Annotated in this window: 13 protein-coding genes; 3 read left to right on the top strand and 10 right to left on the bottom strand. The window is 70.4% G+C overall.

Annotated elements, in window-relative coordinates; genetic code table 11:
* Positions 1-9 precede the first annotated feature (9 nt).
* The 8 genes from Q9R27_RS04200 to rimP form a co-directional block, all read right to left on the bottom strand.
* Complete coding sequence (locus Q9R27_RS04200; protein WP_311251084.1) at positions 10-699, bottom strand: CPBP family intramembrane glutamic endopeptidase; 690 nt, start codon at positions 697-699, stop codon at positions 10-12.
* Positions 696-2,051 carry a deoxyribodipyrimidine photo-lyase gene (locus Q9R27_RS04195; RefSeq protein ID WP_311251083.1) on the bottom strand — a complete coding sequence of 452 codons (1,356 nt, stop codon included), beginning with the start codon at positions 2,049-2,051 and terminating at the stop codon, positions 696-698. Before Q9R27_RS04195 ends, Q9R27_RS04200 begins: the two co-directional genes overlap by 4 nt.
* Positions 2,048-2,920 (bottom strand): tRNA pseudouridine(55) synthase TruB, encoded by an 873-nt coding sequence (gene truB, locus Q9R27_RS04190; RefSeq protein ID WP_311251082.1) that lies wholly within the window; start codon positions 2,918-2,920, stop codon positions 2,048-2,050. The genes Q9R27_RS04195 and truB overlap by 4 nt, the downstream gene beginning before the upstream one ends.
* Positions 2,913-3,359 carry a 30S ribosome-binding factor RbfA gene (rbfA, locus tag Q9R27_RS04185; RefSeq protein WP_311251081.1) on the bottom strand — a complete coding sequence of 149 codons (447 nt, stop codon included), beginning with the start codon at positions 3,357-3,359 and terminating at the stop codon, positions 2,913-2,915. Before rbfA ends, truB begins: the two co-directional genes overlap by 8 nt.
* Positions 3,360-3,436: 77 nt before the next feature.
* The gene (gene infB, locus Q9R27_RS04180) at positions 3,437-6,229 is read right to left on the bottom strand and encodes a translation initiation factor IF-2 (protein ID WP_311251080.1); all 2,793 of its coding nucleotides are present in this window, start codon (positions 6,227-6,229) and stop codon (positions 3,437-3,439) included.
* 136 nt (positions 6,230-6,365) lie between these two features.
* Positions 6,366-6,668, bottom strand: a complete 303-nt coding sequence (locus Q9R27_RS04175) for a YlxR family protein (RefSeq protein ID WP_311251079.1) — start codon at positions 6,666-6,668, stop codon at positions 6,366-6,368.
* 45 nt (positions 6,669-6,713) lie between these two features.
* Positions 6,714-7,679 (bottom strand): transcription termination factor NusA, encoded by a 966-nt coding sequence (gene nusA, locus Q9R27_RS04170; protein WP_311251078.1) that lies wholly within the window; start codon positions 7,677-7,679, stop codon positions 6,714-6,716.
* Entirely contained in the window at positions 7,679-8,161 is a 483-nt protein-coding gene (gene rimP / locus Q9R27_RS04165; RefSeq protein ID WP_311251077.1) for a ribosome maturation factor RimP, read from the bottom strand. The genes nusA and rimP overlap by 1 nt, the downstream gene beginning before the upstream one ends.
* An 80-nt stretch (positions 8,162-8,241) precedes the next feature.
* Between rimP and Q9R27_RS04160 the strand changes: the two genes are divergently transcribed.
* The 3 genes from Q9R27_RS04160 to Q9R27_RS04150 all read left to right on the top strand — a co-directional run bounded on the left by Q9R27_RS04160 (position 8,242) and on the right by Q9R27_RS04150 (position 10,455).
* Complete coding sequence (locus Q9R27_RS04160) at positions 8,242-8,763, top strand: hypothetical protein (protein ID WP_311251076.1); 522 nt, start codon at positions 8,242-8,244, stop codon at positions 8,761-8,763.
* The gene (locus tag Q9R27_RS04155) at positions 8,760-9,179 is read left to right on the top strand and encodes a ferritin-like domain-containing protein (protein ID WP_311251075.1); all 420 of its coding nucleotides are present in this window, start codon (positions 8,760-8,762) and stop codon (positions 9,177-9,179) included. Before Q9R27_RS04160 ends, Q9R27_RS04155 begins: the two co-directional genes overlap by 4 nt.
* 319 nt (positions 9,180-9,498) lie before the next feature.
* Positions 9,499-10,455, top strand: coding sequence for a type IV toxin-antitoxin system AbiEi family antitoxin domain-containing protein (locus Q9R27_RS04150; protein ID WP_311251074.1), 957 nt, complete (start codon positions 9,499-9,501; stop codon positions 10,453-10,455).
* A 12-nt stretch (positions 10,456-10,467) separates the two neighbouring features.
* Here the strand turns inward: Q9R27_RS04150 and Q9R27_RS04145 are convergent, their stop codons facing one another.
* Both Q9R27_RS04145 and Q9R27_RS04140 read right to left on the bottom strand, forming a co-directional pair.
* Positions 10,468-11,139 carry a hypothetical protein gene (locus Q9R27_RS04145; protein ID WP_311251073.1) on the bottom strand — a complete coding sequence of 224 codons (672 nt, stop codon included), beginning with the start codon at positions 11,137-11,139 and terminating at the stop codon, positions 10,468-10,470.
* A 9-nt stretch (positions 11,140-11,148) separates the two neighbouring features.
* Complete coding sequence (locus Q9R27_RS04140; RefSeq protein ID WP_311251072.1) at positions 11,149-12,954, bottom strand: proline--tRNA ligase; 1,806 nt, start codon at positions 12,952-12,954, stop codon at positions 11,149-11,151.
* Positions 12,955-12,969 lie beyond the last annotated feature (15 nt).

Below are 12,969 nucleotides of genomic sequence, written 5' to 3'. Positions count from 1 at the left end.
GGCGGTGGTTCAGACCCCGAAGATCTGCGGCAGGGCGAAGTACAGCACCACCGACCACGTGACGTGGGTGAGGATCGGCGCCAGCACCCCACCGCTGGCACGCCGCTGCAGGCCGACCACCAGCCCGAGGACAACGGCGGCGAAGACCAGCATCGGGTTGCCGGTGGCCAGCGTGGCCACCACGTAGGCCACGGTGGTGACCAGCAGGGGCCGCCTGGGCACGGCCGCATAGACGGCGCCCCGGAAGAAGACCTCCTCGGCGATGCCGGTGAGCACTGCCACCACGAGCACCGCCGGGCCCGCACCCTGGGACCCGTGCTCGAGCACGTTGCGCACCTGCTCCCCCAGCCACGGGATCTCGCGCACCACCAGGCCACCGACGCAGAAGATGCCGGCCAGCGCGAGGCCGAGGGCCACCGCCGGAACGACCGGGCGCACCAGTCTTTCGTCGTCGGTGACGAAGCCGAGGTGCAACGGTCCCGAGGCGAACCCGCCCGCGATCCACAGCGCACTGAGCGCCAGCGAGGACCACAGGAACGCATCGTCACCCGGAGGGATCCGCAGCGCGACGCCCAGCAGGACCGCGCCGAGGACCACGACCACCACGCAGACGACCTGGCGTCGGCGCAGCACGTGCGGTGCGTCGCGGTGGTCACGGGGCACCTGGTGCCACAGCGTGTTGTGCAGCCAGCCGATCATCCGGACCGCCTGCCGTAGCGCTCCAAGGACTCGGCCCGCTCCTGGGCGTGGTCCACGATCGGCTCGGGATAACCGGGGGATCCCCCGTGCTTCCAAGGTTCGTGGGCAGCCTTGCCGGCGAGACCCGCGAGCTCGGGCACCCACCGACGCACGTAGTCGCCGTTCGGGTCGAACCGCAGCCCCTGGGTGACCGGGTTGAAGACCCGGAAGTACGGCGACGCGTCGGTGCCGGTGCCGGCCACCCACTGCCAGCCGTGGTTGTTGGAGGCGAGGTCGCCGTCGATGAGCAGGTCGAGGAAGTGCCGCGCTCCCACGGGCCACCACAGGTGCAGGTCCTTGGTCAGGAAGCTGGCGGTGATCATCCGTACCCGGTTGTGCATCCAGCCAGTCGCGGCGAGCTGGCGCATGCCGGCATCCACGATCGGGAAGCCGGTGCGTCCCTCCCGCCAGGCCTGCACCAGCCCGGCGGCGTCGCGCGGGTCGTCGTACTCGATGCCCAGCGGGCGAAGGTCACGCCAGGCGCTGTTGGGCTCGTGATGCACGACGTCGGCGTAGAACTCACGCCACGCGATCTCGTCGCGCAGCGTCCGGGCGCCTTCTGCCTGCTCCCCGGCCAGGTCGGCGAGCATCGTGCGGGGGTGGATCGCGCCGACCTTGAGGTACGGCGAGAGCCCGGTCGTCCCGGGGACAGCGGGGTTGTCGCGCGCCCCGGCATAGGCATCCAGGCGTTCGTCGAGGAACTCCCGCCACCGGCGGCGGGCGGCCTCCTCGCCGGCTGCGGGCAGCTCGATCGGACAGTCCGCGACCGCGTCGCGCAGCAGCTTCTCGGCGTGGCGCTGCTCGTTGCCGCTGCCGGCCTCGACCAGCTCCAGCGCACGCACCTCGGGCGCCGGATCGGGCCAACCACGTTCGCGCCAGGCGCGAGAGAAGGGCGTGAACACCTTGTAGCGGCCGCCGGTCCCGTTGCGAACCAGGCCGGGGCCCACCGCGTAGGGCGATCCAGTGCGCACCAGCGGCACCGACAGGGCTCGCTCGACCTCGGCGTCTCGGGCAGCTCCGTACGGCGTGGTCTCGGCGCTGACATGGACGCCGCCGACCTCGAGCTGGCTCACCAACGCGGGAAGCACCTCGGCCGGGTTCCCCACACGCAGCACCAGCTGCTGGTCGAAACGCTCCGCGACGGCGAGCACGTTGGCGGCCACCCAGGCGCGTCGTACGGCCCCTGCCGCGTTCCACAACCGTGGATCGACCACGAAGGCGACCGCCACCGGCCCGCCCTCGTCGCGGGCGGCACCCAGTGCTGGCAGGTCGAGGCGCCGGAGGTCTCGGCGCAGCCAGAGCAGGCTGCTCATCGGAACACGGCGACTGCGGCCGCCTGCCCCCCACGCGGCTCGTAGAGCGCGAGGAAGTCGCCCTCCGGGGAGAAGAGCGCCGTCAGCCCGTCGAGGGCCAGGTCGATCTTGCGACCGAAGCCGACATCGGTTGCCTGCTCCGCGTCAAGGTCGACGGCCGGGAAGTACTGGCGCGCGGCCTCGCCGATCGGCAGCAGCCGGAACTCGTCGGCGAGCTCGTCGAGGGTGTGCGCCTGCTCCAGTGCGTAGGGGCCGACCGCGGTGCGACGCAGGGCGGTGAGGTGTCCGCCGACCCCGAGGGCCGCGCCGAGGTCGCGGGCGATCGCCCGGATGTAGGTGCCACTGGAGCAGCGCACCGAGAGGTCCGCGTCGAGTCCTGCCTCGTCGGGGCGACGGATCTGCCCCACCACGATCTCGTGGACGGTGACCGGCCGGGCCTTCAACGCGACCTCCTCGCCGTCGCGCACCCGCTGGTAGGCGCGCTTGCCGTCCACCTTGATCGCGGACACGGCAGTCGGGACCTGCTCGATGTCACCGACGAACGCGGTGATCGCCTCCCGCACCGCGGCATCGGTGAGGTGCCCGGCCGGCGTGGTGGCCAGCACCTCCCCCTCGGCGTCGTCGGTGGTCGTGGAGGCCCCGAGCCGCACGGTTGCGTCGTAGGCCTTCTCGGTGAGCATCAGGTGGCCCAGCAGCCGGGTGGCACGGTTGACGCCCAGGACCAGGACCCCGGTGGCCATCGGGTCCAGGGTGCCGGCGTGGCCCACCTTGCGGGTGCCGGCCAGACGACGAACCCGCGAGACCACGTCGTGTGACGTGATGCCCGCGGGCTTGTCGACGACGACCAGGCCGTCGGTGACCTCAGTCATCCTCGGCCGGATCCTCCTCGACCGCGCGCGGCTTCTTGTAGGGGTCCTCCCCCGCGGCGTACTGCGCGTTGGCCCGGGTGGCGGCCACCTGCTCGTCGATGGCCCGGGCACGGGCGAGTACGTCGTCGAGCTGGCGGGCGGTCTCCGGCAGCGCGTCGTGGATGAACTCCAGGCTCGGCACGTGGCGGATGCCGAGCTGCTTGCCGACCTCTGAGCGGATCACACCCTTGGCCGACTCCAGTGCCGCGGCGGTGCCGGCCAGCGACTCCTCCTCACCGAGGACGGTGTAGAAGATGGTCGCGTGCTGGCTGTCGCCGGAGACCCGGACATCGGTGACCGTCACGAAGCCGAGGCGGGGATCCTTGATCCGGCGCTCCAACATCTCGGCGACGATGATCTTGATCCGGTCGGCGATCTTGCGGACTCGTGGGCTGGCCATGTTCCTACTCTCTCAGAAAAGGGGCGAGTGCCCAGGTGGTCGCCGCAGCAACCACCTGGGCACTCATCCGGGGTGAATCAGCTGCGCGGGATCTCGCGCATCTCGAAGGACTCCACGACATCGCCGATCTTGATGTCGCCGAAGTTCTTCAACACCAGACCACACTCGAAGCCCTCGCGAACCTCGGAGGCGTCGTCCTTCTCGCGGCGCAGCGAGGCCAGGTCGAGGTTGTCCGCCACCACCGAGCCGTCGCGCAGGACGCGCGCCTTGGCGTTGCGGCGGATGACACCCTCGGTGACCATGCAGCCCGCGATGTTGCCGGTCTTGGAGGAGCGGAAGATCTCGCGGATCTCCGCCTGGCCCAGGCGGGCCTCCTCGAACTCCGGCTTGAGCATACCCTTGAGCGCTGCCTCGATCTCCTCGATCGCCTGGTAGATGACCGAGTAGTAGCGGATCTCGACGCCTTCCTTGTCCGCCATCTGGCTCGCCTTGCCCTGCGGGCGGACGTTGAAGCCGATGATGATGGCGTCGGAGGCAGCGGCCAGGTCGACGTTGGTCTCGGTGATCGCACCGACACCGCGGTCGATGACGCGCAGGGAGACCTCGTCGCCGACGTCGATCTGGGCCAGCGAGTCCTCGAGGGCCTCGACCGAACCGGACACGTCGCCCTTGAGGATGAGGTTGAGCTCCTGACTCTCGCCCTTCTCCATGGAGGCCATGAAGTCCTCGAGGGTACGCCGCACCCGGCGCTTGGCCTGCATGGCCGCACGCTCGCGCGCCTCACGCTTCTCGGCGATCTGGCGGGCCATCCGGTCGTCCTCGACCACGATGAAGTTCTGGCCGGCACCGGGAGCGGTGTTGAGGCCGAGCACCATGGCGGGGCGCGACGGGTCGGCCTCCTCGATGTTCTCGCCGAACTCGTCGAGCATGGCCCGGACGCGGCCGTGGGCCGGACCGGCGACCAGCGAGTCGCCGACCCGGAGCGTGCCGCGCTGGACCAGGATCGTGGCCACCGGGCCGCGACCGCGGTCCAGGTGCGCCTCGATGACGAGGCCTTGGGCGTCCTGGTCGGGGTTGGCCCGCAGGTCCAGCGACGCGTCGGCGGTGAGCACGACGGCCTCGAGGAGCTTGTCCAGGTTGAGCTCGGCCTTGGCCGAGACGTCGACGAACATGGTGTCGCCGCCGTACTCCTCCGGCACCAGGCCGTATTCGGAGAGCTGGCCGCGGACCTTGGTCGGGTCGGCGTCGGGCTTGTCGATCTTGTTGACCGCGACCACGATCGGCACCTCGGCCGCCTTGGCGTGGTTCAACGCCTCGACGGTCTGGGGCATCACGCCGTCATCGGCTGCGACCACCAGGATCGCGATGTCGGTCGCCTGGGCACCACGGGCACGCATCGAGGTGAACGCCTCGTGGCCCGGGGTGTCGATGAAGGTGATCCGGCGATCTTCGCCGTCGACCTCGGTGGAGACCTGGTAGGCACCGATGTGCTGGGTGATGCCACCGGCTTCCTTGGCGCCGACGTTGGCCTTGCGGAGCGAGTCGAGCAGGCGCGTCTTTCCGTGGTCCACGTGACCCATCACGGTGACCACCGGCGGACGGTATTCGAGGTCTTCCTCGTCGCCCTCGTCGGTGCCGAACTCGAGGTCGAAGGACTCCAGCAGTTCGCGGTCCTCGTCCTCGGGCGAGACGATCTTGACGACGTAGTTGAGCTCCTCGCCGAGCAGCTCCAGCGTCTCGTCGTTGACCGACTCGGTGGCCGTGACCATCTCGCCGAGCGAGAACAGCATCTGCACCAGGGCAGCCGCGTCGACGTTGATCTTCTCCGCGAAGTCGGTCAGCGACGCACCGCGGGCCAGGCGCACGGTCTCGCCGTCGCCCTTGCGGACCCGCACACCGCCGATCGTCGGGGCCTGCATGGCCTCGAATTCCTGGCGACGCGCCCGCTTCGACTTGCGACCACGGCGCGACGGACCACCCGGACGCCCGAAGGCACCCTGGGTCTGGCCACGCTGGCCGGGACGGCCACCGCCGCCGGGACGACCGGCGAAGCCGCCGGGACGGCCCGGAGCGCCACCGCCACCGGGTGCGCCACCGCGACCACCGGGGCCACCACGACCGGGTGCGCCACCACGGCCGCCGGGGCCGCCCGGACCACGGCCACCGGGACCACGGCCACCGGGGCCGGAGCCGAAGGCTGCCGGGGACTTGGGCATCATCGCCGGGTTGGGGCGGGGCATGCCGGGACGACCCGGGGCACCGCCACCCTCACGCGCGGCAGGCGGGCGCGGCGGACGGTTGTCGCCGGCGCCGGCACCCGGTCCACGGTCGGCCGGGGCGGGTCGGCGGCCCATGCCCTGGCTGGACGAGAACGGGTTGTTGCCCGGGCGCGGCGTACCGCCGGGCTTGCCGACCGGACGCGGCGCAGGCGCCTTGGGGGCCGGAGCCTTGGGCGCGGGCTTCGGGGCCTCGGGCGCAGGCGCGGACGCCTTCTCCTCCACCGGTGCCGGCGGCTCCTCGGCCGGCGCAGCCTTGCGGGGGCCGGGCTTGGGTGCGCCCGGCTTGGGCGCGGCCTTCTTCGCCGCAGGAGCCTCCTCGGCGGGGGCTGCCGCGGTCGCCTCGGGCTCGGCGCTCTTGGCTGCTGCCTTCTTGGCAGGCTTGGGGGCTGCCTTCTTGGCAGCGGGCTCGGCAGGAGCGGCAGCAGACTTCAACTGCTCGCCGTATTCCTTCTTGAGCCGGTTGGCGACCGGGGGCTCCACGGTCGACGAAGCGGACTTGACGAACTCGCCCATCTCCTTCAGCTTCTCGAGAACAACCTTGCTCTCGACGCCGAATTCCTTGGCTAGTTCGTGTACTCGGGGCTTGGCCACGTTTCTCCTTCTGGCCACGCCCCGGTCCCTGCCGAGTGCAGGGAGGGTGATGCGCGGCCGTTAGTGGGTGTGCAAACTCATCGGGAAGTACTCATCGAGTGCTCATGAGCTGCTGCTCCAGTTCCTGGTCGGTTGATCACGGATTCTCTTCCAGCGCGTCGATCCACGCCCCGACTGCACTCGCGTCAGCGCCTCCGGTGAGCCTCAGGGCCCTTCCGAAAGCACGTCTGCGCTGTGCCAGTGCGAAGCATGCGGCCGTGGGGTGCAGGTGCGCACCGCGACCGTGGGCCGTGCCGTCAGGATCGGGTACGACGGTTGTCCCGTGCGCATCCGAGCCGGCAACGACCCGCATCAACTCAGCCTTGGCGGCCCTCGTCCGACACCCGATGCACGTCCGGACCGGGCCGGGGCGCGCAGGAATGTCAGTCGTGGAATCCACCGTCGGTCAGTCTAGCCCCTGGCCGCGCCGATACCGAACCGGCCCTCACGCCTCATCCGAGCGGATGTCGATGCGCCACCCGGTCAGGCGGGCGGCGAGGCGGGCGTTCTGGCCCTCCTTGCCGATCGCCAGTGAGAGCTGGAAGTCCGGGACCACTACGCGCGCCGACCGCTCGGCGAGCGAGACGATCTCGACGCTGCTGACCCGGGCCGGCGAGAGCGCCGCAGCGACGAGCTCGGCGGGGTCCTCGGACCAGTCCACGATGTCGATCTTCTCGCCGTGCAGCTCGGACATGATGTTGCGCACCCGCTGGCCCATCGGCCCGATGCAGGCCCCCTTGGCGTTGACGCCGGGGACCTTCGAGTGCACCGCGATCTTGGTGCGGTGGCCGGCCTCGCGGGCGATGGCGGCAATCTCGACGGTGCCGTCGGCGATCTCGGGGACCTCGAGGGCGAAGAGCTTGCGGACCAGGTTGGGGTGGGTCCGCGACAGGGTGATCTGCGGGCCACGCATGCCCTTGCGCACCGAGACCACCATGCACTTGATCCGGGTGCCGTGGTCATAGTTCTCCCCCGGCACCCGCTCGCCCAGCGGCAGGATCGCCTCGAGCTTGCCCAGGTCGACCATCACGTCGTCAGGGTTGCGCCCCTGCTGGATGATCCCGGAGATGATGTCGCCCTCCTTGCCGGAGAACTCCCCGAACTTCACCTCGTCCTCGGCGTCACGCAGGCGCTGGAGCATGATCTGCTTCGCCGTGGTCGCCGCGATCCGGCCGAACCCGTCGGGAGTGTCGTCGTACTCGGTGAGCACGTTGCCCTCTTCGTCGACCTCGGCTGCCAGCACCGTGACGTGGCCGGTCTTCTGGTTCAGTTCGACCCGCGCACGCTGCTGGGCGCCGGGTGTCTTGTGGTACGCCGTGAGCAGGGCCTGCTCGATGGCCTCCACGAGGACGGAGAACTTGATCTCCTTCTCCTTCTCCAGCATGCGGAGAATGCTCATGTCGATGTCCATCAGGCGTCCTTACTCTTTCGGTTGAACTCGATCTGGATCTTCGCCCTTGCCACGTCGGCATAGGCGACCTCGCGCACGGCACCGTCGACCAGCACCGTGGCGGATGTCTCGGCGGCCTCCTGGATCCGGCCCTCGAAGCCGTCGCCCTCGACGAGGTCCACCTTGACCAGGCGGTCCGCGTTGCGGCGCCAGTGGCGCGGCAAGGTGAGCGGACGGTCGACACCGCGGGAGGTGACCTCGAGGGTGTAGGGGTGCTCCCCCATCGCGTCTCCCTCGTCGAGGACCCGCTCCACCTCGCGGGTGGCGGCGGCCACGTCATCGAGGGTGACGCCGCCGTCCTTGTCGACGGCGACCCGCAGGACGCGGCGCTTGCCGGCCGGGGTGATCTCGACCGCCTCGACGTCGAGGCCGAGGGCTGACAGGGGGTCGGTGAGTTCCGCTTCGATGCGTTCCCTGGTTGCGTCAGGCTTGGCGCTGCTCATGGGCGACCTCCGTGTGCTGTTGTGAGCGACAACCATAGCGGCTTGCCCCAGCGGCGCACACCGGGCGCTAGAGTCTGCGCGTGCCGTCCTCCCCCGTCCCCGTGCTGCGTCGTACGACGCTGGTCGGGGCACCCCTGCTGGCGGCCCTGACTGCCTGCAAGTGGACCGAGGGCAGCCCTTCCCCGACGGCGGAGCAACCGCCCGAGCCGGACGACGACGCACAGGTCGATGAGGCGATCGCCGCACTGCGGGCCGCGGACGCCGTGCTGGTCGACGTGGAGGCTGCGCTGCCGGTGTTGGCCGACGCGCTGGCGCCCTTGGCGGCGATGCATGCGGCCGACCTGGCCCTGCTCGAAGCGCCTCCCGCCGTGGACGCATCGGCCCCGCCGTCCGCGGGCGCCTCGGAGCCGCCCGCCCCGCCCCAGACCGCTCGCGACGGTCGGAAGCTGGTCGTGCTCAGCGAGGACGAACTGCAGAAGACGCTGGTCCGGCTCGCCGGATCGGTGGGGAGCGGGCCGCTGGCGCGGGTCCTGGCCTCGATGGCTGCCGGGGTGGCCCAGCACATCGCGGCCCTGCCGCCGCCACCCGAGGAGCAGGCGTGAGCATCGAGGCACTCCAGACGACCCTGGCCGCCGAGCACGCTGCCGTGTGGATCCACGGCGTGCTCGGTGGACAGGTCTCCCGCTCCAGCCAGGAGGCACTGGCCGCCGCGATCACCGGCGCCTACACGGTGCACCGCGGGCGGCGCGACCAGGTGATCCGGTGGATCCGCGACCTCGACCAGGACCCGGTCGCCGCCGAGGTCGCCTATGAGTTGACGCATGACGTCGCCACCCCTGCTGGCATCCAGGCCACGGCGCAGTCGGTGGAGCAGGGCTGCGCCCGGGCGTACGCCGACCTGGTCGGCCGCTCCAGCGACCACCTGCGGACCTGGGCGATCAGCGCCCTGGTCGATGCCGCCAAGCGGGAGATGGCCTTCGGCGGGACTGCGCGGGTCCTGCCCGGCATTCCGGACTGACACCGAGGCGATGGGGCGGTGTACCGACGCCGGGGTAGCCCCGAGACCTGCCCCGACGTCGGTGTGTCCACCAGGATGTGAACACCGCCGGGAATGATCTTTCCCTACAACCCATGCAAAACCCACTGTTTGTCTGCTGCAGGTTCTTGCATTGCACATTTCCGCAACTGTTGGGATGCCGCCGCGGATCCCTGACCGGGTGGATTCTCAGTCACCTGGTGGCGAGGAATCCACCCGATCCTCGGGAGGCGGTGCGCGGTTGTCCACAGGTCGCCAGATCGCGGTGGCGCCCCAGCGCTCGACTGACGACGATCGAGGGATGGAAAGCATCTCGGAACTCAGCCATCGCCAGTCAGGCATGATCAGCCGGCAACAGGCGCTGGCACACGGCTTCGCTGATCACGACCTGCGCCGGCTCCTGCGGCACAACGACCTCAGGGCCGTGCACCCAGGCGTCTACGCCGATCACACCGGACCGCTCACCTGGCTGCAGGAGGCGTGGGCCGCGGTGCTCTACGCATGGCCCGCCGTGCTCTCGCACGAGTCTGCGATGCGCGCAGCCCAACCGGCCTCGCGGTTTGCCTCGCCGATCCTGCGCGAGCACCATGCCATCCACGTGGCCATCGACCACCGTCGCACGGTGGTCAGCAGGCCCGGCATCGTCATCCATCGCACCCACCAGTTCGACGAGCGGGTCCAGTGGAACCTGTCGCCACCACGGATGCGCCTGGAGGAAGCCGCCATTGACCTTGCTGCGGCCGCGAGGTGCGACCTGGATGCCATTGGCGTGCTGGCCGGTGTGGTCTCCGCGCGCCAGACGACAGCGCCCCGCCTGCTGGCGGCACTGTCCCGTCGGAGCCGCGTGGGCCGGCGTACCTTCCTGAACGGCGTGCTCACCGATGTCACCCAGGGAACCTGCTCCGTGCTGGAGCACGGCTATCTCACCCTCGTCGAACGTCCCCATGGCTTGCCCCGTGCCGTGCGCCAGGCACGACCTCCCGGGCAGGAGTCCCTGTATCGCGACGTCCTCTACGAGGACTTCGGCCAGATAGTCGAACTGGACGGACGCATCTTCCATGCAGGTCCCCACCAACGCGACGCCGACCTCGACCGCGACCTCGATGCCGCCATCGATGCGCTGGCCAGTGTGCGCCTGGGGTGGGGGCAGGTCTTCGACCGGGCATGCGCCACGGCCGCCAAGATCGGGCGCCTCCTGCAGCTTCGCGGCTGGGCCGGCGCACCCCGACCCTGCCCACGCTGCGCACTGGCAGCATGATCGGGTGGATTCTCAGTCACCTGGTGGCGAGGAATCCACCCGATCCTCGCCGGCCAGGGCCCGGACCAGGGCACGTCCCAGGGCCAGGCGCAGTTCGAAGTCCGCCGGGCTCGGATCGCTGCCGGTCATCACCACCAGTTCGTCCCCGGTGCCGACCACCCAGGCGCGGCTGGCCTCGATGGCCTCGATGAAGGGGCCCAGCCGGTCCTGGACGCCGGCGAAGTCGCCGCCGACCAGCATCGGGGTGTGGAACTGGACGAAACCGGCATCGTTGCGGAACCTGGCCGGGAAGAGGCGCAACTCGTCCTTGCGCGGCAGCCCGCGGACCAGGAAGTTCCCCGCTCCCGGGCACGGCAGGCGCAGCAGGTGCTGGTGGTGCCTGCCGGGGAGCAGCCACGTCTCGGCAACGAACCCGTCGTCTCCCCCGTCGATCAGGAGTTCACAGCACAGCGGCGCACGCGAGCCGGAGAGCGTGTCGTCCCAGGCCCGATCCGCGACGTCGTCGTCCTGGCCGCTCCACCACCCGTGCCCGGCAGCCATCCGGGCCAGGTCGTCGCGGCGCTCCCTGCTCCGCCGGGCCACCTCACGCCCGACCGGCCCCTTGCCGAAGAGCGCCAGCAGCAGGCAGACGAGCAGGGCCAGGAGCGCCAGCGCGCCCGCCACCCGGAGCAGGTCGGCGACCACGCTGTCGGCTCAGCCCCGGACGATCTCGGTCAGGTGGCGGACGATGTCGCCGAGCGGCACGTCCTGCCGCTCGCCGGTGCGGCGGTCCTTGACCTCGACCGTGCCGGCCTCGGCCAGGCCCCGGCCGACCACGGCGATCGTGGGGACGCCGATCAGTTCGGCGTCCTTGAACTTCACGCCGGGGCTGACCTTGGTCGGGCGGTCGTCGAAGAGCACCTCGACCCCGGCACGGGCCAGGTCGGCCGCGATCCGCTCGGCTGCGGCGTACACGTCCGGGTCCTTGCCGGTGGCGACCAGGTGCACGTCGGCGGGGGCGATCTCGCGGGGCCAGACCAGGCCCAGTTCGTCGTTGTTGCCCTCGGCGATCGCGGCGACCGCACGCGAGACACCGATGCCGTAGGAGCCCATGGTCACCGTGACCAGCTTGCCGTTCTCGTCGAGCACCTTCAGGTCGAGCGCCTCGGCGTACTTGCGACCCAGCTGGAAGATGTGGCCCATCTCGATGCCACGCGCGGCCTGGAGTGTGCCGGACTCACAGTTGGGGCAGGCGTCGCCGTCGCGCACCTCGGCGGCCTCGATCGTGCCGTCGGGGGTGAAGTCGCGACCGGCGACCAGGTCGATGACGTGCTGGCCGTCGACGTTGGCGCCGGTGACCCAGCGGGTGCCCTCGACCACGCGGGGGTCGACCAGGTACTTGATCTTCGACTGCGACTCCTCGCCGAGCACGGCGGGGCCGATGTAGCCCTTCACCAGGGCGGGGTGCTTGCGCAGTTCGGCCTCGTCCATCGGCTCGACCTCGATCGGCTCCAACTGTCCCTCGAGGCGCTTCTGGTCGACCTCGCGGTCGCCGGGCACGCCGATCGCCAGGGGCTCGCGGGTGCCGTCGGGGTGCTTGAGCACCACGAGCACGTTCTTGAGGGTGTCACCTGCAGCCCAGGGCCGGTCGTCACGGGGGAACGCCTCGTTGAGGTGTGCCACGAGCGTTTCGATGGTGGGCGTGTCGGGGGTCTGCTCCGCGTGGGCCGCGGGTGCGTCGTCGTACGCCTGCTTCGCAGGAGGACGTACGGCGACCGCCTCGACGTTGGCGGCGTAGTCGCAGTCGGTGCATCGGACGTAGGTGTCCTCGCCGACGTCCGCCTTGGCCAGGAACTCCTCGGAGCGGGAGCCACCCATGGCACCGGAGGTGGCCTTGACGATGACGTATTCGAAGCCGAGGCGGTCGAACGTCTTGATGTAGGCGTCGCGGTGGGCGGCGTACGACGCGTCGAGGCCCTCGTCGGTGGTGTCGAAGGAGTAGGAGTCCTTCATCACGAACTCACGCCCGCGCAGGATCCCGGCGCGGGGGCGCGCCTCGTCGCGGTACTTGTTCTGGATCTGGTAGAGCCAGACCGGCAGGTCCTTGTAGGAGGAATACATGTCCTTGACCGCGAGGGTGAACATCTCCTCGTGGGTGGGGCCGAGCAGGTAGTCGGCCTCCTTGCGGTCCTTGAGCCGGAAGATGCCGTCGCCGTACTCGGTCCACCGGTTGGTCGCCTCGTAGGGCTCGCGCGGCAGCAGCGCGGGGAACTGCAGTTCCTGGGCGCCGATCGCGTCCATCTCGTCGCGGATGATGCCCTCGACGTTGCGCAGCACCCGCAGGCCCAGCGGCAACCAGGTGTAGATGCCCGGCGCGGCACGGCGTACGTAGCCGGCCCGCACCAGCAGCCGGTGGCTGGGCACCTCTGCGTCAGCGGGGTCGTCGCGAAGCGTGCGGACGAAGAGGTTCGACATGCGCAGGACGCGAGCGGATCGACCTGTCCCGGTGGTTTCACTCATGGCGGCAAGGCTATC

Origin of the sequence: Nocardioides sp. AE5, assembly GCF_031844485.1 — a bacterium.
Lineage (GTDB): Bacteria > Actinomycetota > Actinomycetes > Propionibacteriales > Nocardioidaceae > Nocardioides.
This window is presented reverse-complemented; position numbering and strand designations above follow the sequence as displayed.

Excerpts from the sequence above, each read along its gene's own strand:
- nusA (WP_311251078.1), bottom strand. The coding sequence starts at position 7,679 with ATGGACATCGACATGAGCATTCTCCGCATGCTGGAGAAGGAGAAGGAG.
- Q9R27_RS04195 (WP_311251083.1), bottom strand. The coding sequence starts at position 2,051 with ATGAGCAGCCTGCTCTGGCTGCGCCGAGACCTCCGGCGCCTCGACCTG.
- Q9R27_RS04200 (WP_311251084.1), bottom strand. The coding sequence starts at position 699 with ATGATCGGCTGGCTGCACAACACGCTGTGGCACCAGGTGCCCCGTGAC.
- rimP (WP_311251077.1), bottom strand. The coding sequence starts at position 8,161 with ATGAGCAGCGCCAAGCCTGACGCAACCAGGGAACGCATCGAAGCGGAA.
- Q9R27_RS04150 (WP_311251074.1), top strand. The coding sequence starts at position 9,499 with ATGGAAAGCATCTCGGAACTCAGCCATCGCCAGTCAGGCATGATCAGC.
- rbfA (WP_311251081.1), bottom strand. The coding sequence starts at position 3,359 with ATGGCCAGCCCACGAGTCCGCAAGATCGCCGACCGGATCAAGATCATC.
- truB (WP_311251082.1), bottom strand. The coding sequence starts at position 2,920 with ATGACTGAGGTCACCGACGGCCTGGTCGTCGTCGACAAGCCCGCGGGC.
- Q9R27_RS04140 (WP_311251072.1), bottom strand. The coding sequence starts at position 12,954 with ATGAGTGAAACCACCGGGACAGGTCGATCCGCTCGCGTCCTGCGCATG.